This window comes from Reella acinonychis, assembly GCF_052828705.1.
Genome location: NZ_CM128256.1, coordinates 919,115 through 945,941 on the forward strand (window position 1 = coordinate 919,115; position 26,827 = coordinate 945,941).

Sequence of the window (26,827 nt, forward strand, 5' to 3'; positions counted from 1 at the left end):
TGCTGTCAACGGATGTGCATTTTACGCAAATCTAATTTTGTGTCAACAGGATTTTTTAAATAAATAGAAAAATAGATGTCGTTTGCTGAAAAAAAATGCAGTTCGGCGATTTGTGATACATTTCTTTGCTTGATTTGAATGATTAACCAAATTGAGTATAGGTTATATTGAAAATTAGGCTTTAATCACACCGCGCTTTATGTCAGAATGACAGCTCTTTTCGGATAATTAAATATAAAAATTAGGTGAACACAATGACCAAGGAATATGCATTAGAGACCATTCTAGCACAAGCAGGAAATCGAACGGATCCTAGAACAGGCGCGGTTTCAACACCAATCATTCTTTCTACAGCTTATGGCCATCATGGCATTGGTGAAAGTACAGGTTTTGATTACACAAGAACAAAAAATCCAACAAGAACTGTATTAGAAGAAACTGCCGCTAAATTAGATGGTGGTGATCGAGCTTTAGCATTTGCTTCTGGTATGGCAGCAATTCAAGCTTTGATGACCTTGTTTAAAGCACCTGATGAATGGATTGTCTCTAGTGATGTTTACGGAGGCACTTATCGTTGGTTGGATTTTTGCTATAAAAATACCCATGGCGTGAAACCTGTTTATGTGAATACCGCTTCTGTTGAACAAATTGAAGCAGCAATTACGGAAAATACAAAAGCTATTTTTGTGGAAACACCTTCTAACCCATTAATGGAAGAATGTGATGTTGTTGCTATTTCTAAAGTGGCGAAAAAACATAATTTATTATTAATTGTGGATAATACGTTTTTAACGCCAGTGTTATTTAAACCAATGGACGCCGGTGCTGACATCGTATTATATAGCGCAACCAAATATATGGCGGGGCATAATGATGTATTAGCAGGATTAATAGTGGCGAAAGGACAAGAGCTTTGTGACCGTTTATTCTATATTCAAAATGGCGCAGGTGCGGTACTTTCACCTTTTGATTCTTGGTTAATTATTCGCGGTTTAAAAACCTTGTCTTTACGCATAAAACAACACCAAAAGAATGCAGAAGAAATTGCTGAGTTTTTACGTCAACAACCGCAAGTGAAAGATGTGTTATATCCAAATAAAGGGGGAATGTTATCTTTCCGTTTACACAATGAAAATTGGATTAACCCATTCCTTAAGTCAATAAAATTGATTACTTTTGCTGAGAGTTTAGGTGGTGCGGAAAGTTTTATTACCTATCCTGCAACGCAAACGCATATGGATATTCCGGAGCAAGAACGCATTGCTCGTGGCGTATGCAACCGTTTATTACGTTTTTCTGTGGGGTTAGAAGATGCGGAAGATATTAAAGCCGATTTATTACAAGCGCTTTCTCAATGTAAATAAAGGTTGATTGAGTTGCTTAATAATTCAAATAAGGGCGAGCTTGTGCTACACTGAGTTTAATTTTGTAGTACAACCCTTGAATTTTATCTATTGAGCCTTATCTTAAGGTTCAAACAACATTAAGAAGGAAAGAAAAATGGCAGATGTTTTACATGTAACAGATTCATCATTTGAAAGCGATGTTTTACATTCAGATGTTCCCGTATTATTAGACTTTTGGGCACCTTGGTGCGGACCTTGCCGTATGGTTGGGCCAATTTTGGAAGATTTAGCGGCTGAATATGGCGATAAAGTGAAAATCGTAAAAATGAATATTGATGAAAACCAAAATACACCAGCACAATTTGGTGTTCGTGGTATTCCAACATTACTTTTATTCAAAGATGGTAAAGTGGTAGCAACACAAGTTGGTGCGTTGCCAAAAACACAATTAGCCTCTTTTGTAGATCAAGCACTTTAATTTGAATTACATAAAAAATCCCGCAATTAGCGGGATTTTTCTTTTAAAGCGCGGTCAATTTTTGATGAATTTTAGGATTTATTTTTCTTTTTACAAATACCAGGATAACGTTTCTGATTTTCCCAAATATGTTGAATTTCCATATTTTCTTTATCAAATTTGGTAACCGAAAAATCAATAATATCGCCTTGATTCATGCCATTTTTTAGATGATAGAACAAGGTATCTTCCCATTGAGCTAAACGGGGTTCTTTTCTTAATCGTTTTTCTGTTTGTTTAGAATGAAGTCGTGTTATCTCAAATTCATCAATGAGTTCAGAAAGCATATTATCTTGCAAATACCATTGACCTATGTGTTTGTTTTCATACATAAAATCTTTTTTGATTAAGGTGTAACCAATGGCGACGATTTTACCATCTTCTTGAAAATCAAGGTTGTCCATGGTTTCAATATTGATATCACGATATAAAATGCGGCAGGTCCATTCGCCTATAATATCTTGCGGTAAAATCGCATTTTTTTGCACCGCACTTAGAGGCAATGCCAAGCTAGTGAGTAATAACAATAGCAATTTTTTCATCATATTATCCTAACGAGATTGTTCTCGGAGTATAGTTAATATTTTTTTCATTTTATTATCTAATGGTGCATTCAAACGCAAAGTTTCCCCAGTTTTTGGGTGCTCAAATCGAATGCTTGCAGCATGTAAAAATAAACGATCTAAACCTATTTCACTCATTTCTGCGTCAAAGTTTTTATCGCCATATTTATCATCTAAGGCAATTGGATGTCCTGCGTGTAATGTATGCACACGAATTTGGTGTGTTCTTCCTGTAATTGGTGAGGCTTTGATTAAGGTCGCATTATGATAGCGTTCTTCCACAGTGAAACGTGTTTCGGAAGGTTTTCCTTGATCGCTGACTTTGACAATACGCTCGCCACTGGCTAATTCATTTTTTAATAATGGTGCTTGTACGGATTTTACATGGGATTGCCATTGTCCTCTTACCAGTGCCAAATAATCTTTTTGTACGGTTTTAACGCGAAGTTGTTCATGTAAATGACGTAATGCGGAACGTTTTTTAGCTACGAGTAAAATGCCGGAGGTATCACGATCTAAACGATGAACGAGTTCTAAAAAGCGAGCTTCTGGGCGCAATGCTCTTAGCCCTTCAATAACTCCAAAACTTAATCCACTGCCACCATGCACAGCAATGCCTGAAGGTTTGTTTAATACCAACAAACAATCATCTTCAAAGATAATTTGTTGTTCTAGTTGAGAAACCTTATTTAATTTACTTGAAACAGGTGCTTGCGTTTTTTCTGATACACGAACAGGAGGCACACGAACAATATCTCCAGTTTGTAATTTATATTCCGGCTTAATGCGCCCTTTGTTCACACGCACTTCGCCTTTGCGCACAATGCGATAGATTAAGCTTTTCGGCACGCCTTTTAATTTTGCTAATAAATAATTGTCAATTCGTTGACCTGATTCATCTTCAGATATTTCAAATAATTTGACACTCGCATTGATAATTTTGTCGTTTTCAGTAGCCATAAAATCTTGATGCTGATAAAAATTAGGCGAATTCTAGCACAATTTAGTTGTGATTAAAATTGCCGAAATACCTTGCCAAATTAGTGACTTCCGTCCATAATATGTCAGATTTTGCCTCAGCAAAATTGAGTTGTTTTTTGTTAAAGCTAAAATTAATGCAGTTTAGACATAAGACATTAATTTTTAACAAAATATGTGATTAAATCCATCTGTTATCAAAGCATGCGTTAAATGCTTATATGATACCCAATCAATGCACCCAGCCCTAGACAGTCGTGATGACAGGCATAAGGCGACAAACACGAGGTCGATTGTGGATTTTGCCCCTATTGATATTGAAATAAAGCAAAAGTGCGGTGGTTTTTAATCGAGTTTTTAGAATAAAAATGAGAAAAATCAAACAATGAAAAGAATGTTAATCAATGCAACTCAAAAAGAAGAGTTGCGTGTGGCGCTAGTCGATGGGCAGCGCTTATTCGATCTGGATATTGAAAATCCGGGTCATGAACAAAAAAAAGCAAACATCTACAAGGGACGCATTACGCGTGTTGAACCAAGCTTAGAAGCGGCATTTGTGGATTATGGTGCGGAGCGCCATGGTTTTTTACCGTTAAAAGAAATTGCGCGTGAATATTTCCCTGCGGATTATGTTTATAACGGTCGCCCAAATATCAAAGATGTGATTCAAGAAGGTCAAGAAGTTATTGTTCAAGTGAACAAGGAAGAACGCGGTAATAAAGGTGCTGTGTTGACGACTTTCGTTTCTCTTGCGGGAAGTTATTTAGTAATTATGCCAAATAATCCGCGTGCTGGTGGTATTTCTCGCCGTATTGAAGGCGATGAACGCTTGGAATTAAAAGAAGCATTAAGCTCATTAGAAGTGCCAGATGGCGTGGGTTTAATCGTGCGTACAGCTGGTGTTGGTAAATCACCGGAAGAATTACAATGGGACTTAAAAGTCTTGCTTCATCATTGGGATGCGATTAAGCAAGTTGCTCAAAGTCGCCCAGCTCCGTTCTTAATTCATCAAGAAAGCGATGTGATTGTGCGCGCCATTCGCGATTATTTGCGTCGTGATATTGGCGAAATTTTGGTAGATAGTCCAAAAGTCTTTGAAAAAGCCAAAGCGCATATTAAATTAGTTCGCCCTGATTTTATTAATCGCATTAAATTGTATCAAGGCGAAGTGCCATTATTCAGTCATTTCCAAATTGAATCACAAATTGAGTCGGCTTTCCAACGCGAAGTTCGTTTGCCTTCAGGTGGTTCAATTGTCATTGATGTCACAGAAGCCTTAACTGCGATCGATATTAACTCAGCTCGCGCAACTCGAGGTGGTGATATTGAAGAAACTGCATTAAATACCAATTTAGAAGCGGCTGATGAAATCGCTCGTCAATTACGTTTGCGCGACTTAGGCGGCTTAATTGTGATTGATTTCATTGATATGACGCCAGTCCGCCATCAACGTGAAGTAGAAAATCGTATTCGTGATGCGGTGCGTCAAGATCGTGCTCGTATTCAAATTAGCCGAATTTCACGTTTTGGCTTACTTGAAATGTCACGCCAGCGCTTAAGCCCTTCTTTAGGTGAATCATCTCACCATATTTGTCCTCGTTGTCAGGGAACGGGCAAAATTCGTGACAATGAAAGTTTATCACTTTCAATTTTACGTTTAATTGAAGAAGAAGGCATTAAAGAAAACAGCAAACAAGTGCATTGCATTGTGCCTGTTGAAATTGCTTCTTACTTGTTGAATGAAAAACGTAAAGCCATTCAAAATATTGAAAAACGTCATCAAGTTGATATTGTGGTTGCACCAAATCAAGCCATGGAAACACCGCACTTTAGCGTATTCCGAGTGCGTGAAGGCGAGGATGTGAATGTATTGAGCTACAATTTAGCTAAATTACATGAGCAACAAGAGGATATTTTTATTCCTGAAGAAAGTTTGGTGACACGCAATATTGAAACAGCAGCAGTGAGTCCTGAAAATGTGGCAGAAACTGCAGCATTATCAATGACAATTCCTGAAGCTGCACCAGTTGTGGAAGCGAAAGCAAATAATAAACCTTCATTAATTGCACGAATTATCGCTGCAATTAAAGGGTTATTTAGCAGCGAAGAAGAACAAAAGAAAACGCCAAATAATCGTCATCATCGTAATCGTCGTAATGACCGTCGTAATCCTCGTCGTGCTCGCCATGAACGTAATGGAAAATCCAATGAAGAGAATACGGTAGAAAAAACGGAGCGTACGAGATTAGATCGTAATAATCGCCGCAACCGCAAAAATGTGGCTGATGAAGTGGTAGTGGATAACAATGTTGTTGAAACCATTGAAACGGCAGTGGAAGAAAAAGCGCCTGTTCGCCAACGTCGTGAACGTCGTGATTTACGCAAGCGTGTTCGAATTGAAGCTGAACATCAAGAACAAGCACCAATTATGCCAGTGGCTGAGGTCAATACTGCAGAGATTGCTGAAAGTGCGGTGCAGACTGAGACAGTTTCTGTGACTCCAGCAGTTGAGCAACCAGAGGAAAACCTAGAGCGTCGCCAAGAACGCAACAATCGTCGTTTACCTCGTCATTTACGTATGAATAATCAACGTCGTCGCCGTCATGAAAATGCGTCGCCAATGCCTCTATTTGCAGCGGTTGCGTCGCCGGAATTAGCGAGCGGTAAAGTGTGGATTAACCATCAAGTCGAAGCTAAAACGAAAGAGGCGAATTTCTTATCTGTTGACGAGTTGCTTGAACAACAAGAAAACCATACGCAAAATGCTGTTGTAGAAACTGTTCTGCCAGCGACTGAAGTGGTTGTGAGCGAGCCTAAAACGGTGGTTCAACCGTTCGGTTTAGTCACTCAACCTGCTAATGAGGCGGTGGATAAGAAAGTGCAAGAATCTTTAGAACGCTTAAATGAAGAACAGCGTATTCTTGAACAACAAGCAGAGCAACAACTTTCACCTGAAGTTGAAATAGTTGAACAATCAGCTCAACCAGTTGAAATTGTGGAAAAAACTGACCGCACTTATTGTTTTGAAGGTCGATTAGGTACGATTTCTGCGGTAAAACACACTAAAGCGGAGATGACTTTAGCCCAAGCGAACCCAGAGCTAAATCCAGCCTTTGAGATTGTGCAATGGAATGACAGTCGTTATTACTTCCATGGTAAAGGTGCTGCAGGTCATCATAGTGCTGTAAGTCATGTTTTCAGTGAGCCAACTCGAGCACAAGCTGAATAATAGATATAAAAACCTAAAAATCCGATGCTTGTCGTCGGATTTTTTATAGGATCAATATGCAGGATAATATTTTTTCAGTGAGCCAACTCAATAATGCAGTCCGTAATGCGTTAGAAGGACAATTCGGTGCTGTTTGGTTAACAGGGGAAATTTCGAACTTTACCCAACCTGTATCTGGGCATTGGTATCTGACATTGAAAGATGAAAATGCGCAAGTACGTTGTGCAATGTGGCGTATGAAAACCAGCAGGGTGAGTTTTCGTCCTCAAAATGGTATGCAGGTTTTGGTGCAGGCGAGTGTGAGTTTGTATGAACCAAGAGGCGATTACCAATTAATTTTGCAAAGTATGCATCCTGCAGGTGAAGGTTTATTGCAACAACAGTTTGAACAACTGAAAATGCGTTTGGCTGCTGAAGGATTATTTGCACAAAATCTCAAGAAAAATCTACCGCACTTTACGAAATCGGTGGGGATTGTGACTTCGCCAACAGGTGCTGCGTTACAAGATATTTTACAAATTTTAAAGAGACGCGATCCAAGTTTACAAATAGTGATTTATCCAACGCAAGTTCAGGGCAAAGATGCAACGGCTGAAATTGTGCAGATGATTGAATTAGCTAATAAACGCAATGAGGTGGATGTACTTATTGTTGGGCGAGGAGGCGGTTCTTTAGAAGATTTGTGGTGCTTTAATGAAGAAGCGGTTGCAAGAGCTATTTTTAATTCTAATTTGCCGATTATCAGTGCAGTTGGTCATGAAACCGATGTTACTATTGCTGATTTTGTGGCTGATTTACGTGCGCCAACGCCTTCTGCAGCGGCGGAATTAGTCAGCCGAAACCAAGACGAATTATTGCAACAATTGAACTATAAACGTCAGCGCTTAGATATGGCATTTGATCGTTTATTCAATTTAAAACAGCAATATTTATCGCGTTTATTGCTACGTTTGCAAAATCAGCATCCACAAACGCAATTGAAATCACAACAAAAATATAACGAATTATTGCGTCAACGGATTGAGTTGGCAATGCAACGAATTTTTGAAAAAAATCGTTATAAGATCACCGCACTTTGTGAGCGATTGGATAAAAATCCGCTTGCTCATCATTTGCAGAAACAGCAGCAATATTTGCAGCAATTACAAACGCGATTAACCTTTTCTTACCAACAGTTCGCTTCAACCAAGCAGCATAAACTAGCGCATTTAGCCGGTAAGCTTGATAGTTTAAGTCCTTTAAAGGTGTTAGCACGTGGTTATTCCATTGCAGAAAACGAAGCGGGACAAGCCATTGTTTCGTTAAAACAGGTGAAAGTAGGGGATATCATTAAAACACGTGTTGAAGATGGCGTGATTGAAAGCTGTGTGCAAAAACGAAATTAATTGAACATTTACTAAAATTGATAGTCTTAACAGAAGTTAAGTTTGACAAAGTAGTGGATTGAATTAAAATCCACTTTTATTTTTTTGAGAAAACCATGGAAAATAAACAATGAGTGAGAACACCTTAGTTGAAGTGAAAAATCTCACATTTAAGCGTGGTGAACGTACCATTTATAATAATCTTAACCTGCGTTTTGAAAAAGGTAAGATTACTGCCATTATGGGCCCTTCGGGAATTGGTAAAACCACTTTGCTGAAATTAATTGGTGGTCAGTTGCACCCAGATCAAGGCGAGATTTTTTTTGATGGACAAGATATTTGCAAAATGTCGAATGCCGAATTGTATAAAATCCGTCAACGTATGGGGATGCTATTTCAGTCAGGCGCGTTATTTACAGATATTTCAACCTTTGATAATGTCGCTTTTCCTATTCGTGAACATACTAATTTACCTGAAGCATTAATTCGTAAAATTGTATTGATGAAATTGGAAGCAGTTGGATTACGTGGCGCTGCCGAATTAATGCCTTCTGAATTATCTGGTGGTATGGCTCGTCGAGCAGCGTTGGCACGTACTATTGCGCTAGATCCCGATTTGATTATGTATGATGAGCCTTTCACTGGGCAAGATCCAATCAGCATGGGTGTTATCATCAGCTTAATTAAGCGATTAAATGAAGCATTAAATTTGACTTCTATTGTGGTTTCCCACGATGTGCAAGAAGTGTTAAGTATTGCTGATTATGCTTATATTATTGCGGATAAGCGCGTGATTGCAGAAGGAACGCCGAAGGATTTACTACAAAGCCAAGATCCTCAAGTTGTTCAATTTATTAAAGGGGAAGAAGATGGACCAGTGCGTTTCCATTTCCCAGCGGGCGATTATGTAGAGGAGATGTTCAAATGATTGTGAAATGTATCTCTGCATTTGGTGCTAGCGTCATTAATAGTTTGAAAGCGCTTGGGCGCTCTGGTTTTATGTTATTTGGCGCTTTAATTGGTCAACCACAATTTCGCAAGCATACCCCATTATTGATCAAACAACTGCATGTACTGGGTGTGCAATCTTTGCTGATTATTTTATTGTCAGGCTTTTTTATTGGCATGGTGCTGGGATTGCAAGGTTATGTTGTGCTAGTGGATTTTGCTGCTGAAGCCAATGTTGGACAATTAGTCGCGTTATCCTTATTGCGTGAATTAGGCCCAGTTGTGACCGCACTTTTATTTGCGGGACGAGCAGGATCAGCCTTAACCGCAGAGATTGGTTTAATGAAAGCGACGGAGCAATTATCTAGCTTAGAAATGATGGCGGTAGATCCATTGCGCCGCGTCATTGCTCCACGATTCTGGGGCGGTATTATAGCCATGCCAATTTTAGCTATTCTATTTACAGCGGTAGGGATTATTGGTGGTTCTTTAGTCGGTGTTGATTGGAAAGGCATTGATGGTGGCAGTTTCTGGTCGATTATGCAAAATGCAGTGACAAGCCAAGATTTACTTTACGGTTTTATTAAAAGTATTGTTTTTGCCTTTGCGGTGGTGTGGATCGCGTTATTTAATGGTTACGATTGTATTCCTACTTCTGAAGGTATAAGCCAGGCTACAACGAAAACCGTTGTACATGCCTCTCTTTTAGTTTTAGGACTGGATTTTGTATTAACAGCCATGATGTTTGGCGGTTAATAAAGAAAAGTGCGGTGACAAAATGGGCAATTTTGTTACTCAATAAAGATAAAAAATAATTAGGACATTTTATGCGACAAACAATTAAATATGAATTCTGGGTAGGGTTATTTTTATTACTCGGTATTGCAGCGTTGGTTTTTATGGGGCTAAAAGTCGCCAATGTGCAAGGGTTCAGTCAGACAAAATCTTATCAAGTCTCTGCAACTTTTGACAATATTGGTGGTCTTAAAGTACGTTCGCCTTTAAAGGTTGGTGGTGTTGTCATCGGTCGTGTGACAGACATTTCTCTTGATGAGCAATCTTACTTACCGAAAGTAACCATTGCAATCAATGAAGAATTTAATCAAATTCCAGATAACAGTTCGTTATCCATTAAAACCTCAGGGTTATTGGGCGAACAATATATTGCGTTGAGTATGGGATTTGATGATGGTGAAACCCCAATGTTAAAAGACGGTAGTAAAATTGTTGATACTAAATCAGCAATGGTATTAGAAGATCTTATTGGCCAATTCTTATATGGCGATAAAAATAAGAAAGAAGAAACAGAGGCAGAAGTGCCAAATGTTCAATAATTCATAGATTTAGGAAAGTTTATTATGAAAATTCAATTCAAAAATTGGTTAGCAAAAATTGTTGTTATTTCAACCGCACTTTTTGCAGTACAAACAGTCATGGCTTCAGAAGGGCCTTATGAGTTAATGCAAAAAGCTTCAGACAAATTATTTGCAGATTTAAAAGCAAACGAAGCGAAAATTAAAGCAGATCCAAACACATTAAAAACATTAGTACGTCAGGATTTAATGCCATATGTGCATGTGAACTATGCGGGTTCTTTAGTGTTAGGTCAATATTTTAAATCAACCACTCCAGAACAACGTGAGCGCTTTTTTGCGGCATTCGATAAATTTATTGAACAAGCTTATGCGCAATCTTTAACTTTATATACTGGACAAGAAATTCAAATTCAACCAGCGCAATTAAATGGTGATAGTCAAGCTTCTGTTCGTGTGAAATTAATCCAGGCGCAGCCAGTGAATCTAACATTCTTATGGCGTAAAAATAGCAAAACGGGCAAATGGCAAGTGTATGATATGACAGCTGAAGGCTCTAGTATGGTTGACACGAAAAAACAAGAGTGGAGTCCTATTTTACGCAAAGATGGCATTGATGCTTTAACTAATCAAGTGTTAAAAGCTGCTGCTACTCCTGTCACAATGAAAAAATAATTATGCAGACTGAAAAACTTACATGGTCGACAGTTGTAAATGATGATAGAATAGCTCTCCAATTAAGCGGAGAGCTTGTTCGTGATACGTTGTTACCCTTATGGAATTATTATCAAAGGGAGCAACGTATTGCTGTTTTAGATAAACAAAAAATCAAAAATCAGCACCTGATTATTGATCTCTCAAATATTACTAGAATGGATAGTGCAGGTTTTGCATTGTTATGCGATCTTATTCATCACTATCAAAAAGAGATGGATATGCCTTATCAGGTAAAATTGGAAAATGGTCCCCGCGAATTACTCACTTTAGCTGATCTATTTGGTTTAGATAATTGGATCAAGGCTTTTTTATAACTACGGAAAATAGAATGGAACCGCAAGAAATCGAACGAATCTTAAAGCAAGCGCTGAATATTGAAGAAATTTATGCACAAGGCGAGAATTCGCATTTTGGTGTCATAGTTGTGGATGATGAGTTAGCAAAGTTATCACGCATTAAGCAACAACAAACCGTTTATGCACCGTTAATGCAATATTTCCAAACAGGTGAAATTCATGCTCTGACCATTAAAACCTATGATAAGGAAAAATGGAAAAGAGATCGTTTGTTAAACGGTTTAGGCTAGAGAGGAATAACAATGGAAAAATTTCGTGTTTATGGTCAATCCAGTTTAAATGGTGAAGTTCAAATTTCCGGTGCGAAAAATGCCGCGCTTCCTATTTTATTTGCAGCGATCTTGGCGGAAGAGCCTGTTAAATTAACCAATGTGCCAGAATTAAAAGATGTGGATACCACATTTAAAATTTTACGCAAATTGGGTGTAAGTGTTGAACGTGATGCGGATAAATCAGTACTAATTGACGCAAGTAAAATCGACCATTATGTAGCGCCTTATGAATTAGTTAAAACCATGCGTGCTTCTATTTGGGCATTAGCACCTTTATTGGCTCGTTTCCATGAAGGTCAAGTATCTTTACCTGGCGGTTGCACTATTGGCGCTCGTCCAGTAGATATGCATATTTCTGGCTTAGAAAAAATGGGTGCACATATTGAATTGGCTGAAGGCTATGTGAAAGCAACCGTAAATGGACGTTTGACTGGTGCACGTGTTTATATGGATAAAGTGAGTGTTGGTGCGACTTTATCCGTCATGATGGCGGCAACGTTGGCACAAGGTCAAACCATTATTGAAAATGCCGCGCGTGAACCTGAAATAGTAGATACCGCTGAATTTTTAAATAAAATGGGTGCGAAAATCTCAGGAGCTGGAACAGATACAATTAGCATTGAAGGTGTTGAACGTTTAACTGGTTGTGAACATGCGGTTGTTGCAGACCGTATCGAAACTGGCACATTTTTAGTTGCGGCAGCCATTTCTGGCGGAAAAATCACTTGTAAAGGGACAAAAGCAGACACGTTGGATGCTGTGATTGAGAAATTACGTGAAGCAGGCATGCAAGTTGATGTCACTGAAAATACGATTACACTAGATAGCTTAGGAAAACGTCCAAAAGCAGTGAATATCCGCACCATGCCACACCCTGGATTTCCAACGGATATGCAAGCGCAATTCACCTTACTAAATGCAGTAGCTGAAGGCACGAGTAAAATTACAGAAACTATCTTTGAAAATCGCTTTATGCATATTCCTGAACTCAATCGTATGGGGGCAAAAGGGGAAATTGAAGGCAATACAGCATTGATTCAAGGTGTTGAACGCTTGTCTGGTGCGCAAGTAATGGCGACGGATTTACGCGCTTCTATTAGTTTGGTGCTAGCAGGTTGTATTGCTAGTGGCGAGACCATTGTGGATCGTATTTATCATATTGATCGTGGTTACGAACATATTGAACAAAAATTACGCTTACTAGGGGCGAAGATTGAGCGTTTTTCTGAAAGTCATTCAGAAGAATAACCTCATTTTATCTATATAAAAGTGCGGTCAAAAATAAGATAAATTTTGACCGCACTTTGAAATAAATTCCCTATTTTGTACTTGCTTATTCCTATAAGTCGCTTTAGAATACGCCAGTTTTTATATAGATTTTAACCAGTTAAGGATAGGTTTATGACAAAGATGTTTAAATTGCCTGTTCGTGTCTATTATGAAGACACAGATGCTGGTGGTGTTGTTTATCACGCTCGTTATTTACATTTTTATGAACGAGCAAGAACAGAATATTTACGTTCCCTTGATTTTTCTCAACAAACGTTGTTGCAACAAAATCAGATAGCCTTTGTTGTGAAATCAATGAATATTGATTATTGTTTTCCAGCTAAATTAGATGATTTTTTGACAGTTGAGACCTATGTTGAGCAAGTAAAAGGGGCGACAATCCTGTTTTCTCAATGTATAAAAAGAGAAGATAAGACTTTAAGTATGGCTACTGTTAAGGTAGCCTGTGTTGATCTTGGCAAAATGAAACCTGTAGCCATTCCTATGGAATTAAAGGCTGCATTTAATTCATAATTTTCGGAGCTTTGCAATGACCGCAGAATTGAACTTTTTAGATTTATTTCTAAAGGCGAGTATCGTCGTTCAACTTGTAATTTTAATTTTAATTTTATTTTCTATTATTTCATGGGCAATTATTATCCAGCGCAGTCGCGTATTAACAAAAGCCTTAAAAGAATCAATGGCATTTGAAGATCGTTTCTGGTCTGGCGAAGATTTGAATAAATTATATGAAGGTTTAGAAAATCGTCGTGATTCCAATATGACGGGTAGTGAACAAATTTTCTATGTTGGTTTCAAAGAATTTAGCCGTTTGAAACAGGTTAACCCAGATGCACCAGAAGCAATTATCATGGGAAGTACAAGAGCGATGAATTTAGCGATGAATCGTGAAGTAGAAGATTTAGAAACCCGTGTACCTTTCTTAGCAACAGTGGCTTCTGTAAGTCCTTACATTGGTTTGTTTGGTACGGTTTGGGGGATTATGCATGCATTTATGGCATTAAGTGGTGCTAAACAAGCTACGTTACAAATGGTGGCTCCGGGGATTGCAGAAGCCTTGATTGCAACAGCTATTGGTCTATTTGCGGCGATTCCTGCTGTAATGGCGTATAACCGTTTAAGTTTACGCGTGAATAAATTAGAACAAAATTATGGTAACTTTATTGATGAATTTACCACCATTTTACAGCGTCAAGTTTTCGCTAAGAACTAACAAATGTTGATATTTTTGACCGCACTTTGTGCAAAGTGCGGTTGATTTTCGCTAAGTTTTAGAGGTTTATATGGCTTACCGCCGTAGTAGAGAAAAAAGTATTAAATCTGAAATTAATATCGTTCCATTTTTGGACGTATTATTAGTTTTAGTCTTAATTTTTATGGCAACAGCACCTATTATCAGTCAAAGTGTGCAAGTGGATTTACCTGATGCTGTTGAAAGCCAAAGTGTGTCTAATGAAGATAAAGTGCCTGTGATTTTGGAAGTGGCGGGTGTCGGTCAATATGCCGTTTCTATTGCTGGAGAACGTTCAGAAGGTTTAACAGAAGAAATGGTTACTCAGATGATGAAAGAAGAGTTTGAGAAAGATCCTAACACTATGTTTTTAGTGGGTGGAGCCAATGATGTGCCTTATGAAGAAGTGATCAAGGCATTAAATTTACTTCATTTAGCCGGCATAAAATCTGTTGGTTTGATGACAGATCCAATTTAAGTAGTAGGGTAAATTGTGAAAAATAATCGACAAAACAAAGAAACAAGTGCGGTGCTAATTTCCGTTGTTTTGCATGCGATTTTGTTCGGTTTATTAATTCTAAGTTCATTCTTTCACGAGCCAATTCAAGCAATGGGTGGTGGCGAAGGTGAAGGCGATATGATTGGTGCTGTGATGGTCGATACAGGTGCAGCGGCTCAAGAATGGGGACGTCTTCAGCAGCAGAAAAAAGGGCAAACTGACAAAGCGAAAAAAGAGCCTGAACCTGAGATTAAGCCTGAACCAGAAGTGAAGAAACAGGAAGATAATTTAGAAGAATTAAAAAAGCTTGAGCAACAACGTTTAGAACAACAACGTGAGCAAGAACGTCAAAAACAATTAGAAAAACAAAAAGCGCAGCAAGAAGCCTTAGAGCGAGCTAAACAAGCAGAAGAAGCCAAAGCGAAAAAAGAAGCGGAGGCAGCAAAATTGAAAAAAGAAGCTGAAGCAAAACGTTTAGCTGCGGCAGCAAAACAAGCGGAAGAAGAAGCCAAAGCGAAAGCTGTCCAAGAAGCCAAAGAAAAGGCTGAGAAAGACGCCAAAGAAAAAGCAGAAAAAGAAGCTAAAGCGAAAGCGGAAAAATCGGCTAAAGAAAAAGCAGAAAAAGAGGCTAAAGCGAAGGCTGAAAAAGAAGCTAAAGAAAAAGCGGAGAAAGAGGCTAAAGCAAAAGCAGAAAAAGCTGCAAAAGAAAAGGCAGATAAAGAAGCTAAAGCAAAACGTAAAGCAGAGCAAGCCGCCTTAGATGATTTCTTAAATGGCGGTGATGTTGGTGGCGGTAGTGCTGCTAAAGGCGGAAATGCCAACAAAGGTGGCGCTCAAGGAACTGGTGCAGGGCAAGGTACTGGAGATGGTGGTAAAGTGGGCGATCAATACGCTGGAGTTATTAAACGTGAAATAAAACGTCGCTTTATTAAAGATCCAAGTTTTGCTGGTAAAGTATGTAGTATCCGAATTCAGCTAGAACGTGATGGAACTATTGCTGGCTATCAACGTGTTTCTGGACCTGATGATATTTGTAGTGCAGCATTGAGTGCGGTTGCAAGAACGAAGAAAGTGCCAGCAGCACCGTCTGATGCTATTTATAGTAAATATAAAAATCCGATTATTGATTTTGATTTAAAATAATCGATTAAAGTAAACATAAACTAATAGGTGGTTTAATGAAATTATTGGCTCGTGTTTTGAGTGTTTTCGCTGTGTTGTTTTTTGCAATTAATACAGCACAAGCTGACGATGAAGTTCGTATCGTGATTGATGAAGGGGTTGAGGGGGCACGTCCTATCGCTGTTGTTCCTTTTAAAACTAATGGTTCAGTTCCCGCTGATGTTGCGGAAATTATTTCTGCTGACTTACGCAATAGCGGTAAATTTAACCCAATCCCTGTAGATAGAATGCCACAACAACCAGGTTCTGCTTCTGAAGTAACGCCTGATGCATGGTCATCTTTAGGTGTTGATGCGATTGTGGTTGGACAAGTTACAGCAACGGGCGGTGGTTATAATATTGCTTATCAGCTCGTTGACACTATCGGTGCTTCAGGTGCGGCTGGTGCAGTATTGGCGCAAAATTCATTTACAGTAACACCTAAATTTATTCGTTTTGGTGCGCATACTGTAAGTGATGAAGTATTTGAGAAAATCACTGCGATTAAAGGTGCATTTAGAACTCGTATTGCTTATGTTGTGCAAAAAAATGGTGGTTCTCAGCCTTATGAAGTACGTGTAGCAGACTATGATGGTTACAATCAATTTGTTGTAAATCGTAGCTCACAACCTATTATGTCACCAGCTTGGTCGCCTGATGGTAAACGCTTGGCTTATGTATCTTTCGAAAATAAAAAATCTCAATTAGTTGTTCAAGACTTAGGTTCTGGTGCACGTAAAGTTGTTGCTTCTTATCCAGGTCATAATGGTGCGCCAGCATTCTCACCAGATGGTTCGCGATTAGCATTTGCATCTAACCAAGATGGTCAATTAAATATTTATGTGATGGGCTCAAATGGTGGAAATCCAACAAAATTAACTAGTGGTGCAGGAAATAATACTGAACCAAGTTGGACGCCAGATGGCCGTATTTTGTTTACCTCTGATAGAGGAGGTTCACCACAAGTTTACTCAATGAGTGCATCAGGTGGTGGTGCAACATTGGTAGGTTCTGGTCGTAGTTATAGCGGTCAGGTTAGTGCTGATGGAAAGACTATGGTGATGATTTCAGGTGATAACGTTGTTAAAACAGATCTTGCAACGGGGGCTAGCCAAGTATTAAGCTCAACTTTCTTAGATGAAAGTCCAAGCATTTCACCTAACGGAATTATGATTATTTATAGCTCTACCCAAGGCTTAGGAAAGGTGCTACAATTAGTGTCTGCAGACGGACGCTTTAAAGCGCGGTTGCCAGGAAGTGATGGACAAGTTAAATTCCCTGCTTGGTCACCATATTTAACTAAATAAAACTCTAAGGAGACAAATTAATGAAATTAACTAAATTATTATTAGTTGCCCCAGTATTAGCATTAGCTGCATGTAGCTCATCAAAAAATGATGCTAACGGTATGGACGGTGCGAACGCAAATGGTCAATTCGGTGGCTATTCAGTTCAAGATTTACAAAGCCGTTACAACACTGTTTATTTCTCATTTGACAGCTATGCAGTTGAAGGTGAATACAAACAATTATTAGATGCTCACGCAGCATACTTAACAGCTACTCCAGCAGCTAAAGTTGTTGTTGAAGGTAACGCTGACGAACGTGGTACTCCAGAGTACAACATCGCATTAGGTCAACGTCGTGCAGACGCAGTGAAATCATACTTAGCAGCTAAAGGTGCTAACAATGTTTCAACTGTATCTTACGGTGAAGAAAAACCAGCTGTATTAGGTCACACTGAAGCAGCATATGCTAAAAACCGTCGTGCAGTGTTAGCATACTAATTTAGAATTTTATTATGAAACAGGCTCTTTTTAGAGCCTGTTTTGTTTTTCAGTTGATTGATTTTTATTGAAATTGATGACTATTCAGGCAAATGACAAAAAAATATAAAATAGTTGTTGATTATTAAATTTAAATCCGTATTATATGCACCCGTTGCGTAAGATAAATTGTCTTTTGTAACCAGTGGGTCGTTAGCTCAGTCGGTAGAGCAGCGGACTTTTAATCCGTTGGTCGAAGGTTCGAATCCTTCACGACCCACCACTTAAATCCAAATCCTAATTTCAGTCAATCTGAATAATGGGTCGTTAGCTCAGTCGGTAGAGCAGCGGACTTTTAATCCGTTGGTCGAAGGTTCGAATCCTTCACGACCCACCACTTAAATCCAAATCCTAATTTCAGTCAATCTGAATAATGGGTCGTTAGCTCAGTCGGTAGAGCAGCGGACTTTTAATCCGTTGGTCGAAGGTTCGAATCCTTCACGACCCACCACTTAAATTCAAATCCTAATTTCAGTCAATCTGAATAATGGGTCGTTAGCTCAGTCGGTAGAGCAGCGGACTTTTAATCCGTTGGTCGAAGGTTCGAATCCTTCACGACCCACCACTTAATCTCCTTAGTTTGATTATTTTTGTGATCTTTGTTCCAACTTCGCATTAAGACTTTTTGCATTTTCATCTTGCACTTTTAAAGTGCGGTGTAAAAAAGGAAAGATTTATGCAAAGAGGCTTTACCTTATTTGAACTCCTAATTACGCTTTTTATCATTGCTTTATTGTCAGTTGTAAGCCTTCCTATCTTAACGAAATCTGATAATCAAATGATTTTGGCCAAGGAACAACAACGTTTTTATCTTTTTCTTCGCCAAATACAAGCAAAAATTGAAAATTCGACGGACATTTGGTTTCTGGTACTAAACCGAGATCTCAACCAACAGCGTTGGTGCGCAACGGTGCAATTAAAAGATGATACAACCTGTAATTGTTTTTACCCTCAAAGTTGCAGTTCATCCCTAAAGCCGGTTTTTTATTATCCGTTACAACAACAGAAAACCATGATCGCAACTAAATCCTATTATCCCGATAAATTAATTAGTTTTAACAGCACTAGAAATTCGGCTGATTCAGGTTGTTTGTTATTACAAATCGATCAATATGCGACGCTATTTTCCTTTTCTAATTTAGGACGCATACGATTAAGAGAAGGGCAAAACTTGAGTAGCTGTAATACGGGAGATGAAGAATGATCGGATTTTATCGTGGACAAACTTTGCTAAGTCTAATGCTGAGCATTACTTTATCCTCTTTTCTATTATTTGCCATTATTCAGTTCTATACGCAAGCACAGCAGCAAAATCGCACATTGCTACTGAAATTGCAGCTACAAACTGAATTGCAACGCGCAATTCAAACAATGGCAAAAGATATACGTCGAGCCGGCTTTAGAGCTTTATCGCCGAAAGTGAGTCAGGATAATTTTCACTTATTTGAAGTGGATGATAAAGGAACGAGCCTTGCCATTTACTCAATGCAAAGTGCGGTTAAAAATAATTGTGTTTTATTTTTTTATGATTTAGATGCAAATGCGTGTTTGGGTTCGACCAATCGTACTTGCGTCAAGAATAATCAGAATATGACTTCTGAAGTGGGACGCGAATTATTTGGTTATCGCCTACGTGACAATATTTTGGAAAGTCGAACCTATGGTAACAAAGCGAACAATAAGTGCAAGAAAGCAGAATGCCAATCTTATTTACAGCAAAATGCCTGTTTAGAAAAAGGTTGGAGTAAATTTTTGGATGAAGACAGTTATGACATAACGGATTTAGTTTTTTCTTGGTTGCCTGAGGCCCGTTATCCGGCTATTGAAATCAATTTAGCAGGGCGATTAAAACAACATAAAACGATCACTTATGAAACGAGCATTGTGGTGCCATTATTAAATCAGCCTGAGGAAAAATGAAAAACATCGCAAAAAATCACCGCGGTTTTGTCACCATTACGTTGCTGATAGCATTATCAAGTCTGTTATTTCTCATCTTATTATTCAATGAGGAATATCTAAATATACATCGTTCAATGGTTGAACAACGTCGTTATTTTGTTGAACAGAATGATTTGCTTCTTATGGAATTTGAACAGCGTAAGTTAGCAGCTTGTGAAAATCTCGCATTGGATAATAGCCATAATGTCAGCATTGTTTCCATTAATGATGGCCATGAATTAGGGATTCAGCATTTTTTATGGTGCAAACGCCAAGCATTGTTTAAGCAAGCGCCCAAGAAAATTTTGAATGAAAGTGAATTGAATCATTTTATTGATATGGAACTTGTAAGTTTGTTTCAAGGACGTTTTAGTTCTGGCGATAAGGAAATTCCCACTAGCCAAAACTACCATGTGGTTTGGTTTAATAAAGAACAAAATCACTGGCATCTTGATGCGCAGATTAATGCGATTGTGATTGCTGAGGGGGATTTATCCGTCACAGGAAAAGGAAAAATTAGTGGCGCTATCATTACACAAGGCAATTTTTCTAAGCAGGATTCTTTGACAATCAGCTATAAAAAATCAGTCGTAACAAAATTGGTCCAGGATTATAGTCGTTGGCAATATGTGGAGAAAACGTGGCATGATTTTATTCCATAAAATTGGTTATCGAGGCATGACCTTGTTTACTTTATTAGTCGTTTTGAGTTTATTTAGTGGAATTTGGTTAGCATTAAGCCAATGGACATCCACTCAACGACAGCAAGCTAATGAAATTTATCAACGTTATCAAGCAGTTCAAATTGCAGAGAATCAAAAGCAACGCCAATTTTTAGGGTTAGACTGTCAACCTATCATTAAACAAAATCAGCTCGTTTTTGAAGTCAGTTGTCAAACGAATATGGTAAAAGTGCGGTATGTTCTAGGCGAAATTCGTTTATAATAGTTATCAAATTATGCACAAAACGAGTTTGCCATGTTTAAAGTCTATCATTCAAATGATCTTGATGTTCAAAAAGATATTTTAAATTACATTATTGAATCAGCGCCATTACAAAATGCTTTTGAGCCTGAAACGATCTTGGTACAAAGTCCGGGAATGGCGCAGTGGTTACAATTAAAATTGGCGGAGAAAAATGGCATTGCGGCTAATTTTCGCTTTCCGATGCCTGCGAGTTTTATTTGGCAACAGTATGTCGATAATTTGCCGAATGTGTTAGAACAAGCCCAATTCAGTAAAGAAGCAATGGCTTGGCGACTTATGCGCTTAATTCAGCGTAGTGATTTCCAGCCAATTCTGCATTATTTGCATTGTTCAAAACAATCTGAACAGCAAAAGTTATATCAGCTTGCTTGCAAAATCGCGGATCTCTTTGACCAATATTTAGTTTATCGACCAAACTGGATTTTGGCTTGGGAGCAAGGAAATGACAATGAGATTTTAGCTGAAATTATTGCTCAACATCCTCAAGCAGATGAAAAATTCAATGCTCAAATATGGCAAGATATTCAATGGCAAGGTCAATTATGGCGAGCATTGCTTCAAGATATTTCGGGCGAAAATCAACTCAATGTGATTCAACATCGTGCAAATTTACATACGCAATATATTTCCCTTCCTCAGTATCATAATTTACCTAAACGTCTGTTTATTTTTGGTATTTCAGCATTGCCGAAAACCTATTTAGAGACCTTTGAGGCTATTAGCCAACATTGTGATGTCCATCTCTTTTTTAATAATCCAAGCGAATATTATTGGGGAGACATTATTGATGATAAATTTGCGCAGCAACTGAGATTAAAACAACTCACTGACTATAAAACACAAGCGGCGAAGCCTTTGTTTACAGAAACGCAATTACAAGATTTTTCACAAGGTGCACAAGAACTGACCGCAGAAAATGAACATTTATTAGTGGGTCATCCTTTATTGGCAAGCTGGGGAAAATTAGGGCGCGACTTTTTCTATTTATTAAGTCAACTAGATACGGTTGAAATTCAGTCTAATCGCCAATGGCAACAAGATGGCTTATTATCGCAGCTTAAACATCATATTTTGCAACTAAAACCGAGTGAAAAAGGCGCATTGCATTTTGATGAAATGGATAAATCGATTTCCTTTAATGCTTGCCATAGTCCAATGCGTGAAGTGGAAGTGTTACATGATTATTTGCTGCAATGTTTTCAAGAGTCGCCAGATCTCACACCAAAAGATATTGTGGTAATGGTATCAGATATCGATCGTTATGCGCCTTATATCCAAGCGGTATTTGGTCGTTATCAACAAAAAATATGGTCTCAGCAACATCAAGAATATCGCTATGATCATCGATACATTCCGTTTTCTATTTCCGATGAAAAATTGTCGGAAAGTGAAATTTTACTGGCGACTTTCTTAAATTTCTTACGTTTAAAAGAAAGCCAATTTAGTGCGGAAAATGTGCTTGAACTATTGGATATTCCTTCTATCAGAACATGTTTCGACTTGGATTTATCAGATCTTGAATATGTTCGGCATTGGGTTGAGCAATCAGGCATTCGCTTTGGTTTAAATAAATCAGAACAGGAAGAGACAAATTATAATTCATGGCAAGCAGGATTAGAGCGAATGTTGCTTGGTTTTGCTATGCGTGAAGAAAATGGTATTTGGCAAGAAGAACATCTTGGTTTTGATGCGAGTTATGGTTTAAAAAGTCGATTAACAGGCGCTTTGAGCGAGTTTATTGAAAAACTCATGGATTGGCACCAGAAATTACAAGCACCTCATTGCATCGAAAAATGGCAACAATATTTAACCGCACTTTTAACGGATTTTTTTGCCGTAGAGGATAAAACAGCAGATATTTTTCGTTATATTCAAGATGGTATTCAGCAGATTACGGACTTATTACAACAATTACACTTTGATCAGCCTATTGAAGCGGACGTATTAGCTGACGCCTTAACGACACAATTAAATGATAATAAATATAGTCTGAAGTTTTTGGTTGGGCGAGTGAGTTTTTGTACCTTATTACCGATGCGTGCGATTCCGTTCAAAGTCGTTTGTTTGCTTGGTATGAATGAAAGAGATTACCCGCGTCAACAAACGCCAAACAGCTTCGATCTTATGCAATATCATCATCAAAAAGGCGACCGCTCTCGTAGAGACGATGATCGTTATTTATTTTTAGAAGCCTTATTATCTGCGGATGAACGTTTGTATATCAGTTACGTTGGGCAATCAATTATTGATAATTCGCTGTTAGAACCGTCGGTTTTAGTCAATCAGCTCTTGGATTATTTATATGATAACTTAGATGCTTTGCCATCAACTCAGCATAAAGGGCAGAAAGCTTTAGTGAATTACCACGCAATGACAGCGTTTAGTCCAAAAAACTTCAGCGAAAATCACCGCACTTTTGCTTATGAATGGGAAAAAGTGGCCAATTCAAATCAATCACCTGTTGATGATTTTATTCAGCCAATAGAGGAGAAAAACATTAGTGAAGAGGTGATTGAAATTCAGTTAGATCAATTGATTAAATTTGTGCAAAATCCAATTAAATTCTTTTTTGAACAACAACTTGGTGCTTATTTCCGTTGTGAAGATGAGGAAATTTCGGATACGGAAAATTTCACTTTGCAGGGATTAGATCTTTATCAAATTCGCCAAGCGTTGCTACAAGAAGAAAACATCGATGAGGTGTTTGCACAATTAAAACTGAAAGGCACATTGCCTCGTGGTGAATTTGCTCAGGTTTATATTGAAAAAGTGCGGTCTGAAATTATGCAATTTCGCTCAGTGTTGGCAGATTATTTAGATAAGCAACCTGCTTCAGAATATATTGAGCTCAATTTCCTTATTGATGGCAAAAATGTGGTATTAAAAGGTTATTTGGAAAATCTATTTGATGTAGATAATCAGCGTCGTCGTATCACTTGGCGTATGGCGAGTCATAAAGATAGCTATTTAATTGAAAATTGGTTGTATTTCTTAGTTCAAGCTGCCTCGCTGCCAAACTCTGTCTTATCGCCATTATTCTATGCGAGGGAAAAAGATTCCTTAGTTGGAAAATATTTTGAAATGAGTGATGAATTTGATCCCCATTCTTTATTAAAAACGTATTTAGCGGCTTATTTGCATAAAGAACAGAAATTAACCTTAGTGGTGACAAGTTCTCTCAAAGATTGTTTAGCAAAAAATGCGACAGAAGAAAGCTACATTAAGGCAGTGAATCAGTTAGCCTATGGGAATGAATATAGTCATTATGATAAGGATCCTTATTGGCGTAGACTATTGAAGCAAACTCAGGATATAAATCAATATTTACCTGAAATTATGCAACAAACAACCGAGTGGTTCGCCCTAATGTATAACAGTGTCAAGAAAATGTAACAAAAGCGCGGTTAATTTTTCTTGAATTTTCAGATAGAATAACAGGCGTATTTTGTGTAATAACTAAAGGTGGAATCCTATGCAGATTAATCAAATTGTGAATGTAGATTTGGTTAAACAAATGAATAGTGCCATGGTGTATAAGCTCATTGATCAACAGGGGCCGATTTCTCGTATCCAAATTTCTGAATTAAGTCAGCTTGCGCCTGCGAGCGTGACCAAAATTACGCGTAACCTCTTGGCGCGTGGTTTAATTAAAGAAGTGGAGCAACAAGAATCGACAGGTGGTCGCAGAGCCACTTCCATAGTGGTACAACAAAAGGCATTTCGCACATTGCTCATTCACCTTGGTCGTCAAGAAGTGATTTTGGCGATGATGGATTTATCAACAAAACTATTAAAACAACGTCAATTTGATTTACCTGAATTACAAGATATTCAACAACTTGAGCAATTATTATTTCGTGAATTAAATGAGTTTATTGCTGAAAATCAAAAAAAATCGAGCGAGTTGATTGCTATTGGTATGACAGTGGCGGGGTTTGTTAATAGTAAAAATAATCTCATTGAAAATTTACCGCACTTTTCTCTTTCAGAGCCTTGGGATTTGGCGCAACGTATTGAACAAACCTTTAATTTGCCCACTTATATAGGGCAAGATGTGCGTAGTTTGGCACTCGCTGAGCATTATTTTGGCGTCACACAAGATTGCTTTGATTCATTATTGTTGCGTGTCCACCGCGGTGTGGGCGCAGGGATTGTGATTAATCATGAAGTTTTCCAAGGCTATCGGAATAATGTAGGTGAAATTGGACATATTCAGGTCGATCCATTGGGCAAACGTTGTTTGTGCGGCAATATTGGCTGCTTGGAAACGGTGGTCAGCAATTCTGCCATTGAAAATAAAATGGAACAAATGTTGGAAGATGGCTATAAAAGTAAATGGTTATCTTTAGAAAGTCATGATATTGAGGCGATTTGTAAAGCAAGCAATAAGAATGACGCAGTGGCGACGGAATTAATTGAGCATGTTGGCACTCAAATTGGACGTGTGTTGGCGATGTCAGTGAATATGTTTAATCCTGAGAAAATTGTGATTTCAGGGGAAATTACTCAAGCAAAAAATATTTTATTTGCTGCTATTCGCCGAACGCTTGAAAACCATGCCTTGCCTTCATTTGTGGTGGATACGCCTTTAGTGGAATCACAGCTAGAAAATGAAGGTGTAATAGGGGCTTTTGCCTTAGTGAAACAAGCTTTATTAGATGGCACATTGCTTCGCCATTTATTAGCGGAATAAGCAGAATTTATCGCTGATTTGTTTAAACTCTATTCGAATAAGCTGAAAAATGCATTTTCTCACAAAAAAGAGTTGACGAACTAGATGTAAATCAGCATAATACGCTCCGCAAAGCCGATGTCGGTAACGCAAAAAATGGCTACATAGCTCAGTCGGTTAGAGCACAACACTCATAATGTTGGGGTCGCAAGTTCGAATCTCGCTGTAGCCACCATTTGTTGCGGAAGTGGCGAAATTGGTAGACGCACCAGATTTAGGTTCTGGCGCCTGTGCGTGTGGGTTCAAGTCCCTCCTTCCGCACCATTTCATCAGCTTGCAGTCTTTTAGTAGGTGGGGTATCGCCAAGCGGTAAGGCACCGGGTTTTGATCTCGGCATCCCTAGGTTCGAATCCTAGTACCCCAGCCATACTATTCTAAAGAACAAATCTTTATCTCTTTTCAAGATAATCTCAGTTGGGGTATCGCCAAGCGGTAAGGCACCGGGTTTTGATCTCGGCATCCCTAGGTTCGAATCCTAGTACCCCAGCCATCTTATTTTTTCCTTAATGATACTTCTCCACCATTAAAGTGCATTTGTTGATTGCCATTAACAAGCAATTGTAAATATCCGCGTTGATCAATTCCCTGTTCAATGCCTGAAATAGTTTCTTTTTCGGTAATGATATGTACTTCTTCGCCAAAAAATGCATCTCTTTCTTGCCATTGCTGACAGAATTCTGAGCTAATGCCTTGCTGTTCAAATTGAGCAAGTTTTGCATAAATGTGTTTTATTAGCTTGATGAACAATAAAGTGCGGTCTATTTTCGGTAAGATTTCGGTTAAATTTGCCCAAGGTTGATTGATTTGATTTTGCTGTGGCAGAGCAATATTCAGTCCAATGCCAATGACTAAATGTAATTTTCCTTTGCAATTATGGGTAATTTCAATCAAAATGCCCGCCAATTTACGTCCATTTAACAGAATATCATTTGGCCATTTTAGCATCACATTTTTTCCGCCTAATTCTTGAATCGCTTCATAAATTGCCATTCCAATCACTAAACTCAAGCCATCAATCGCTTTTCTCGCATCCACTTGCCAGATAAAGCTAAACATTAATTGGCTGGCAAAAGGCGAAAGCCATTGACGTCCACGTCGTCCTCGTCCAGCAGTTTGGTGTTCTGCAATACAAATATCACCTTTATTCAAGCGTTTGATGTTTTCAATAAGAAATTGATTGGTGGAATGAATAACAGGTTGATAAATAATTTGATAAGGCAACTCAGTTTGTATTCTGCATAAATCCAGTAATTCTGTTTGTGGAATAAGCTTAACTTCGCCGAAGGATGTATCTATCTGTATGCCTTGTTGTTGTAATTGTTGAATTTCTTGCAATAACTGCGCATCATCACATTTTAAAAGTGCGGTTAATTTTTCAAAAGAATGTGTTTGGCAATCCGAAATCAGTGCTAATAATTGTTGCATATCGCTGTCCTTGATAAAAAATGAATGATAAATTAATGAGCGTTTTTTCACAAAAAATCATTCACAAAACTTAATGAAACCTGTATAATCTCGCCGCAATATTTTACAACATATTAATAAGAGAGAATATTGC

26 protein-coding genes and 8 tRNA genes are annotated in these 26,827 nt (G+C 38.3%); 31 read left to right on the forward strand and 3 right to left on the reverse strand.

Annotation, left to right across the window (positions count from 1 at the left end):
- The first annotated feature begins 254 nt into the window (after positions 1-254).
- Entirely contained in the window at positions 255-1,364 is a 1,110-nt protein-coding gene (locus ACUXZ4_RS04665) for a methionine biosynthesis PLP-dependent protein (RefSeq protein WP_464973875.1), read from the forward strand.
- Positions 1,365-1,500: 136 nt separating this feature from the next.
- Complete coding sequence (gene trxA, locus ACUXZ4_RS04670) at positions 1,501-1,824, forward strand: thioredoxin TrxA (RefSeq protein WP_464973876.1); 324 nt, start codon at positions 1,501-1,503, stop codon at positions 1,822-1,824.
- Positions 1,825-1,895: 71 nt separating this feature from the next.
- On the opposite strand, the gene ACUXZ4_RS04675 is transcribed toward trxA, so the two are convergent.
- Entirely contained in the window at positions 1,896-2,408 is a 513-nt protein-coding gene (locus ACUXZ4_RS04675) for a hypothetical protein (RefSeq protein ID WP_464973877.1), read from the reverse strand.
- Between the two features lie 6 nt (positions 2,409-2,414).
- The gene (gene rluC / locus ACUXZ4_RS04680) at positions 2,415-3,386 is read right to left on the reverse strand and encodes a 23S rRNA pseudouridine(955/2504/2580) synthase RluC (protein ID WP_464973878.1); all 972 of its coding nucleotides are present in this window, start codon (positions 3,384-3,386) and stop codon (positions 2,415-2,417) included.
- 403 nt (positions 3,387-3,789) lie between these two features.
- Here rluC and rne point away from each other — a divergent pair, with 403 nt between their 5' ends.
- From rne to ACUXZ4_RS04825, 29 genes are all read left to right on the forward strand, one after another.
- Positions 3,790-6,633 carry a ribonuclease E gene (gene rne, locus ACUXZ4_RS04685; protein WP_464973879.1) on the forward strand — a complete coding sequence of 948 codons (2,844 nt, stop codon included), beginning with the start codon at positions 3,790-3,792 and terminating at the stop codon, positions 6,631-6,633.
- A 56-nt stretch (positions 6,634-6,689) separates the two neighbouring features.
- A complete protein-coding gene (xseA, locus tag ACUXZ4_RS04690) occupies positions 6,690-8,018 on the forward strand; it encodes an exodeoxyribonuclease VII large subunit (protein WP_464973880.1) in 1,329 nt (442 codons plus the stop codon).
- 109 nt (positions 8,019-8,127) lie between these two features.
- On the forward strand, positions 8,128-8,925 hold the full coding sequence (gene mlaF / locus ACUXZ4_RS04695; protein WP_464973881.1) for a phospholipid ABC transporter ATP-binding protein MlaF: 798 nt from the start codon (positions 8,128-8,130) through the stop codon (positions 8,923-8,925).
- The gene (gene mlaE / locus ACUXZ4_RS04700) at positions 8,922-9,701 is read left to right on the forward strand and encodes a lipid asymmetry maintenance ABC transporter permease subunit MlaE (protein WP_464973882.1); all 780 of its coding nucleotides are present in this window, start codon (positions 8,922-8,924) and stop codon (positions 9,699-9,701) included. Before mlaF ends, mlaE begins: the two co-directional genes overlap by 4 nt.
- A 71-nt stretch (positions 9,702-9,772) precedes the next feature.
- The gene (gene mlaD / locus ACUXZ4_RS04705; protein ID WP_464973883.1) at positions 9,773-10,279 is read left to right on the forward strand and encodes an outer membrane lipid asymmetry maintenance protein MlaD; all 507 of its coding nucleotides are present in this window, start codon (positions 9,773-9,775) and stop codon (positions 10,277-10,279) included.
- Positions 10,280-10,300: 21 nt separating this feature from the next.
- A complete protein-coding gene (gene mlaC / locus ACUXZ4_RS04710) occupies positions 10,301-10,933 on the forward strand; it encodes a phospholipid-binding protein MlaC (RefSeq protein ID WP_464973993.1) in 633 nt (210 codons plus the stop codon).
- Positions 10,934-10,935: 2 nt separating this feature from the next.
- Positions 10,936-11,289 carry an STAS domain-containing protein gene (locus ACUXZ4_RS04715; RefSeq protein WP_464973884.1) on the forward strand — a complete coding sequence of 118 codons (354 nt, stop codon included), beginning with the start codon at positions 10,936-10,938 and terminating at the stop codon, positions 11,287-11,289.
- Between the two features lie 14 nt (positions 11,290-11,303).
- Positions 11,304-11,561, forward strand: a complete 258-nt coding sequence (locus ACUXZ4_RS04720; protein WP_464973885.1) for a BolA family protein — start codon at positions 11,304-11,306, stop codon at positions 11,559-11,561.
- Between the two features lie 12 nt (positions 11,562-11,573).
- Positions 11,574-12,851, forward strand: a complete 1,278-nt coding sequence (gene murA / locus ACUXZ4_RS04725; RefSeq protein ID WP_464973886.1) for a UDP-N-acetylglucosamine 1-carboxyvinyltransferase — start codon at positions 11,574-11,576, stop codon at positions 12,849-12,851.
- A gap of 153 nt (positions 12,852-13,004) precedes the next feature.
- Positions 13,005-13,406, forward strand: a complete 402-nt coding sequence (ybgC, locus tag ACUXZ4_RS04730; RefSeq protein ID WP_464973887.1) for a tol-pal system-associated acyl-CoA thioesterase — start codon at positions 13,005-13,007, stop codon at positions 13,404-13,406.
- Positions 13,407-13,422: 16 nt separating this feature from the next.
- Positions 13,423-14,106 (forward strand): protein TolQ, encoded by a 684-nt coding sequence (tolQ, locus tag ACUXZ4_RS04735; protein WP_464973888.1) that lies wholly within the window; start codon positions 13,423-13,425, stop codon positions 14,104-14,106.
- A 70-nt stretch (positions 14,107-14,176) separates the two neighbouring features.
- Positions 14,177-14,602: a colicin uptake protein TolR gene (gene tolR / locus ACUXZ4_RS04740; RefSeq protein ID WP_464973889.1), complete on the forward strand. Its 426-nt coding sequence runs from the start codon at positions 14,177-14,179 to the stop codon at positions 14,600-14,602.
- 15 nt (positions 14,603-14,617) lie between these two features.
- A complete protein-coding gene (tolA, locus tag ACUXZ4_RS04745) occupies positions 14,618-15,766 on the forward strand; it encodes a cell envelope integrity protein TolA (RefSeq protein WP_464973890.1) in 1,149 nt (382 codons plus the stop codon).
- A 35-nt stretch (positions 15,767-15,801) separates the two neighbouring features.
- Complete coding sequence (gene tolB, locus ACUXZ4_RS04750; RefSeq protein ID WP_464973891.1) at positions 15,802-17,091, forward strand: Tol-Pal system beta propeller repeat protein TolB; 1,290 nt, start codon at positions 15,802-15,804, stop codon at positions 17,089-17,091.
- Positions 17,092-17,111: 20 nt separating this feature from the next.
- Positions 17,112-17,570 (forward strand): peptidoglycan-associated lipoprotein Pal, encoded by a 459-nt coding sequence (pal, locus tag ACUXZ4_RS04755; RefSeq protein WP_464973892.1) that lies wholly within the window; start codon positions 17,112-17,114, stop codon positions 17,568-17,570.
- A 186-nt stretch (positions 17,571-17,756) separates the two neighbouring features.
- Positions 17,757-17,832: transfer RNA gene (locus ACUXZ4_RS04760), tRNA-Lys, on the forward strand.
- A gap of 38 nt (positions 17,833-17,870) precedes the next feature.
- A tRNA-Lys gene (locus ACUXZ4_RS04765) sits at positions 17,871-17,946 on the forward strand.
- Positions 17,947-17,984: 38 nt separating this feature from the next.
- Positions 17,985-18,060: transfer RNA gene (locus ACUXZ4_RS04770), tRNA-Lys, on the forward strand.
- 38 nt (positions 18,061-18,098) lie between these two features.
- Positions 18,099-18,174: transfer RNA gene (locus tag ACUXZ4_RS04775), tRNA-Lys, on the forward strand.
- Between the two features lie 111 nt (positions 18,175-18,285).
- Positions 18,286-18,813, forward strand: a complete 528-nt coding sequence (locus ACUXZ4_RS04780; protein ID WP_464973893.1) for a prepilin-type N-terminal cleavage/methylation domain-containing protein — start codon at positions 18,286-18,288, stop codon at positions 18,811-18,813.
- On the forward strand, positions 18,810-19,529 hold the full coding sequence (locus tag ACUXZ4_RS04785) for a hypothetical protein (RefSeq protein ID WP_464973894.1): 720 nt from the start codon (positions 18,810-18,812) through the stop codon (positions 19,527-19,529). The genes ACUXZ4_RS04780 and ACUXZ4_RS04785 overlap by 4 nt, the downstream gene beginning before the upstream one ends.
- Positions 19,526-20,212, forward strand: coding sequence for a DUF2572 family protein (locus ACUXZ4_RS04790; protein ID WP_464973895.1), 687 nt, complete (start codon positions 19,526-19,528; stop codon positions 20,210-20,212). The genes ACUXZ4_RS04785 and ACUXZ4_RS04790 overlap by 4 nt, the downstream gene beginning before the upstream one ends.
- Positions 20,196-20,495, forward strand: a complete 300-nt coding sequence (locus tag ACUXZ4_RS04795; RefSeq protein WP_464973896.1) for a DUF5374 domain-containing protein — start codon at positions 20,196-20,198, stop codon at positions 20,493-20,495. The genes ACUXZ4_RS04790 and ACUXZ4_RS04795 overlap by 17 nt, the downstream gene beginning before the upstream one ends.
- A gap of 33 nt (positions 20,496-20,528) precedes the next feature.
- Positions 20,529-23,930, forward strand: coding sequence for an exodeoxyribonuclease V subunit gamma (recC, locus tag ACUXZ4_RS04800; protein WP_464973897.1), 3,402 nt, complete (start codon positions 20,529-20,531; stop codon positions 23,928-23,930).
- 79 nt (positions 23,931-24,009) lie between these two features.
- Entirely contained in the window at positions 24,010-25,230 is a 1,221-nt protein-coding gene (locus ACUXZ4_RS04805; protein WP_464973898.1) for an ROK family protein, read from the forward strand.
- 137 nt (positions 25,231-25,367) lie between these two features.
- Positions 25,368-25,444, forward strand: a tRNA-Met gene (locus ACUXZ4_RS04810).
- Positions 25,445-25,450: 6 nt separating this feature from the next.
- A tRNA-Leu gene (locus tag ACUXZ4_RS04815) sits at positions 25,451-25,533 on the forward strand.
- Between the two features lie 28 nt (positions 25,534-25,561).
- Positions 25,562-25,636, forward strand: a tRNA-Gln gene (locus ACUXZ4_RS04820).
- Between the two features lie 48 nt (positions 25,637-25,684).
- A tRNA-Gln gene (locus ACUXZ4_RS04825) sits at positions 25,685-25,759 on the forward strand.
- A 2-nt stretch (positions 25,760-25,761) separates the two neighbouring features.
- Here the strand turns inward: ACUXZ4_RS04825 and birA are convergent.
- Positions 25,762-26,694, reverse strand: coding sequence for a bifunctional biotin--[acetyl-CoA-carboxylase] ligase/biotin operon repressor BirA (gene birA / locus ACUXZ4_RS04830; RefSeq protein WP_464973899.1), 933 nt, complete (start codon positions 26,692-26,694; stop codon positions 25,762-25,764).
- Positions 26,695-26,827: the final 133 nt, after the last annotated feature.

Coding starts and splice junctions, on each gene's coding strand:
- ACUXZ4_RS04665 (WP_464973875.1), top strand. CDS start 255: ATGACCAAGGAATATGCATTAGAGACCATTCTAGCACAAGCAGGAAAT.
- trxA (WP_464973876.1), top strand. CDS start 1,501: ATGGCAGATGTTTTACATGTAACAGATTCATCATTTGAAAGCGATGTT.
- ACUXZ4_RS04675 (WP_464973877.1), bottom strand. CDS start 2,408: ATGATGAAAAAATTGCTATTGTTATTACTCACTAGCTTGGCATTGCCT.
- rluC (WP_464973878.1), bottom strand. CDS start 3,386: ATGGCTACTGAAAACGACAAAATTATCAATGCGAGTGTCAAATTATTT.
- rne (WP_464973879.1), top strand. CDS start 3,790: ATGAAAAGAATGTTAATCAATGCAACTCAAAAAGAAGAGTTGCGTGTG.
- xseA (WP_464973880.1), top strand. CDS start 6,690: ATGCAGGATAATATTTTTTCAGTGAGCCAACTCAATAATGCAGTCCGT.
- mlaF (WP_464973881.1), top strand. CDS start 8,128: ATGAGTGAGAACACCTTAGTTGAAGTGAAAAATCTCACATTTAAGCGT.
- mlaE (WP_464973882.1), top strand. CDS start 8,922: ATGATTGTGAAATGTATCTCTGCATTTGGTGCTAGCGTCATTAATAGT.
- mlaD (WP_464973883.1), top strand. CDS start 9,773: ATGCGACAAACAATTAAATATGAATTCTGGGTAGGGTTATTTTTATTA.
- ACUXZ4_RS04715 (WP_464973884.1), top strand. CDS start 10,936: ATGCAGACTGAAAAACTTACATGGTCGACAGTTGTAAATGATGATAGA.
- ACUXZ4_RS04720 (WP_464973885.1), top strand. CDS start 11,304: ATGGAACCGCAAGAAATCGAACGAATCTTAAAGCAAGCGCTGAATATT.
- murA (WP_464973886.1), top strand. CDS start 11,574: ATGGAAAAATTTCGTGTTTATGGTCAATCCAGTTTAAATGGTGAAGTT.
- ybgC (WP_464973887.1), top strand. CDS start 13,005: ATGACAAAGATGTTTAAATTGCCTGTTCGTGTCTATTATGAAGACACA.
- tolQ (WP_464973888.1), top strand. CDS start 13,423: ATGACCGCAGAATTGAACTTTTTAGATTTATTTCTAAAGGCGAGTATC.
- tolR (WP_464973889.1), top strand. CDS start 14,177: ATGGCTTACCGCCGTAGTAGAGAAAAAAGTATTAAATCTGAAATTAAT.
- tolB (WP_464973891.1), top strand. CDS start 15,802: ATGAAATTATTGGCTCGTGTTTTGAGTGTTTTCGCTGTGTTGTTTTTT.
- pal (WP_464973892.1), top strand. CDS start 17,112: ATGAAATTAACTAAATTATTATTAGTTGCCCCAGTATTAGCATTAGCT.
- ACUXZ4_RS04780 (WP_464973893.1), top strand. CDS start 18,286: ATGCAAAGAGGCTTTACCTTATTTGAACTCCTAATTACGCTTTTTATC.
- ACUXZ4_RS04785 (WP_464973894.1), top strand. CDS start 18,810: ATGATCGGATTTTATCGTGGACAAACTTTGCTAAGTCTAATGCTGAGC.
- ACUXZ4_RS04790 (WP_464973895.1), top strand. CDS start 19,526: ATGAAAAACATCGCAAAAAATCACCGCGGTTTTGTCACCATTACGTTG.
- ACUXZ4_RS04795 (WP_464973896.1), top strand. CDS start 20,196: ATGATTTTATTCCATAAAATTGGTTATCGAGGCATGACCTTGTTTACT.
- recC (WP_464973897.1), top strand. CDS start 20,529: ATGTTTAAAGTCTATCATTCAAATGATCTTGATGTTCAAAAAGATATT.
- ACUXZ4_RS04805 (WP_464973898.1), top strand. CDS start 24,010: ATGCAGATTAATCAAATTGTGAATGTAGATTTGGTTAAACAAATGAAT.
- birA (WP_464973899.1), bottom strand. CDS start 26,694: ATGCAACAATTATTAGCACTGATTTCGGATTGCCAAACACATTCTTTT.